General features: G+C 43.8%; 2 protein-coding genes and 1 pseudogene. All 3 read right to left on the bottom strand.

Annotated features, from left to right (window positions below; translation table 11 throughout):
- Positions 1–251 (bottom strand): annotated as a pseudogene (locus tag J3495_RS18905) (hypothetical protein); the annotation flags it as partial.
- 461 nt (positions 252–712) lie between these two features.
- A complete protein-coding gene (gene mobB / locus J3495_RS18900; RefSeq protein ID WP_127340891.1) occupies positions 713–2008 on the bottom strand; it encodes a conjugal transfer protein MobB in 1296 nt (431 codons plus the stop codon).
- A 1-nt stretch (position 2009) separates the two neighbouring features.
- Entirely contained in the window at positions 2010–2444 is a 435-nt protein-coding gene (gene mobA, locus J3495_RS18895) for a conjugal transfer protein MobA (protein WP_127340892.1), read from the bottom strand.
- Positions 2445–2502 lie beyond the last annotated feature (58 nt).

Here is a 2502-nt window from a genome sequence, read left to right as displayed (position 1 = left end):
CGTCCAAAGACGGTATAGGCGGTCAGTGAATCATCCCGCACTCCTGCATCACTCTTGGTAATTACACCCAGCTCTTCAAACCTTTCTTTGGATTTCAAGGTTTTTCGGTGGTGGAACTGTCCTGAATTAAAGCCGATCCGAAGATCAGAATATTCCAGTCCGATGCTTTTAAGGTACTCCTTGGGCTTTAAAGCCTTCGCACTTCTGATGCCTGTTTCAAAAGACCGGAACAGTGTTTCTAAACTTTCCATAAATAGTAAAGGTTTTCCATTATTTTAGGCGGTAAGGCACGCCCAAGCCTTTGGCGGTACTGCTTTATATCTAAGAAGGTATAGAAGTCTGCCGGCAAATATAAAATGCAGTTTTGAATTTATTGCAGTAATGGTAAGGGCTGGCACTATTTGTCTTTCGATGGCGTTAAGTGCTCAGGACAATTTTTTTTTTCGGGGCTGGGTGACCCAGCGATCTTGCAGACAGGTGTCGGCTAAATGAGTTAAAACTGAACCCAGCTTTCATAATTGCGGAAAATCGCAGGGCGGACACCTGATGCGATAAATTAAGGAGATGGTTTGGTACATAACCGGGGAATTGTATTTTTAATAGCAGGCAATTAAAAAAATCCCAATTATGTATCCTATCAATTTTTTATATACGGTACATTGAAAATCGTGTTTCATACATTTGATGTAAATAATAAATGCTTAGAAGTAGATTAAAGCTTTGGTTTCCTGCGCTTATCCTTGCGTTTCATCTGATTGGCAAATGCTGTTTCCTGAAAATCTTCCCCTTGGTTTTCAGGCAGTAAGCTTCCAAACGCTTCAATAATATTGTTTTCCTGCCCGTTTTCGGGCATATCTTCTTTCCCTGAAAAGTCGGACTGGCTGTACGGCTCGCTGATCTGGTTTCCTGCAGGGGCAATTTCCTGTGAAACAGTGTTTTCTTTTTTGGACAGGTCTGCCTTATTGCCGTTATTCCACCAGTCATTGAATACATTGGCCGAAAGGTTTTTGCCGAGCTCTGAACCGTTGCAGACACAGCGGGATTGGTGGTCGATAAAAGTGATGCCGTATATACGCCCCTGGGCATTTCGGCGCACCACGACATTTATCCCTTGTTCTAAAAGCTTATTCTTGAATTCAGATTCGTTTGGAGTACCCTGCATTGCTGATTCAATCCTGCCTTTGGCTGATTCCTTAGCGGGACTGCCTTTTAATTTCGTCCTGCTCTGTTCATAGTGGGATTGCAGTTGAACTAATCCGGCACCTTTTCCAAACAGCGAAGCCTTGAAGGGATTGCTGGCTTTTTCTCCCTTGTCATTGAGCGCAAAATATACCAGTCCCTGTTTTGGGATTCCGTTGTATTCGCCCTTGATTTCTTCGGCTGTAATCTTGAAAAGGGACAGCAGGGCATTATACGCCCCAAAAGTCTGGAACTGGTAATATTTGGGCAGATGGCGGATTACCGAAGCCATCTGGCTTTTTACATCTCCCGCCTTATAATCAACTGGACTGAATGTTTGATTTTGTGAATTTTTCTCTTTATCCACAGCCGAGATCAGGCCGTATTCTTTTTCGAGTGTCCGGCAGACCGCCATAGAGTGTCTTTTTTCAAATTTGTCTGATATTTTCCTACCGTCCCCGTCCACGCAGACCGATACGATATGGATATGCGTGCGGTCAATATCGGTGTGCTTGAACACCGCAAAAGGCTGTTCCCCGTAGCCCATCTGCTTCATATATTCCTGCGCCATATTCTCAAAATCAGTATCGTTTACGGTATCTTTGGGGTCAGGGTTTAGTGAGATATGTAGTATCGGTTTTTCCGTTTTTCGGTTGGCCAGCAGATGCAGGTCAAAAGAACGGGATAACTGCTCCATGGAATAGCTTCCGTCAGGAGCTTCGATAATCTTCTGTGTAAACAGAATATGGGCATTTTCTTTTTCAACCTTTTGGTAATTGTAGGCCAGTGCACCATACAAGCTTGCGCCTCTTGCTATTTTCGCTATCATCTCATGGGTTTTCTTTCAGGTGCTTTGCTTCAAATTCCCCCGTAAGCTGTATTATCTTTTGTGACAGCAAAGCAAGTTCTGCTGTCTGTTTTTCCAGCTTGTACAGATATGCCAGGGCTTTCTTTTCGGAAAAATTACTATTGAGCATTTTTACAACCTGATTGTAATTTACCCCCACAGCCCTGAACTGCCCGAATAAAGAAGTCAGGCGCACATAATATTCCATTGCAGTCTTGTCAACCTTTATCGTTTTGATGCCCTTTTGGAAAATGCACGCCGTGATAAAGTGCGCCATAACATTCATGCCAGACTGCTCATAAAGGGTTAGAAAACGGGCGTTTTCCTCGGCGGTAAGACTGATCGAATAGCGGTGCACGGCGGGATCTGCTTTGGGATGCCTGCCTCCTTTATACGCTCTGGGTGTATTGCTTTTCACTGGATTTAGTTTATTATTGGTCTGGGGATTTTATTCCCTGCCTTTTCTTGGTCTGCTC

Origin of the sequence: Flavobacterium geliluteum (assembly GCF_017948595.1) — a bacterium.
GTDB lineage: Bacteria > Bacteroidota > Bacteroidia > Flavobacteriales > Flavobacteriaceae > Flavobacterium > Flavobacterium flavipigmentatum.
The sequence above is the reverse complement of the archived record's forward strand: the minus strand, read 5'-3'. Positions and strand labels throughout refer to the sequence as shown.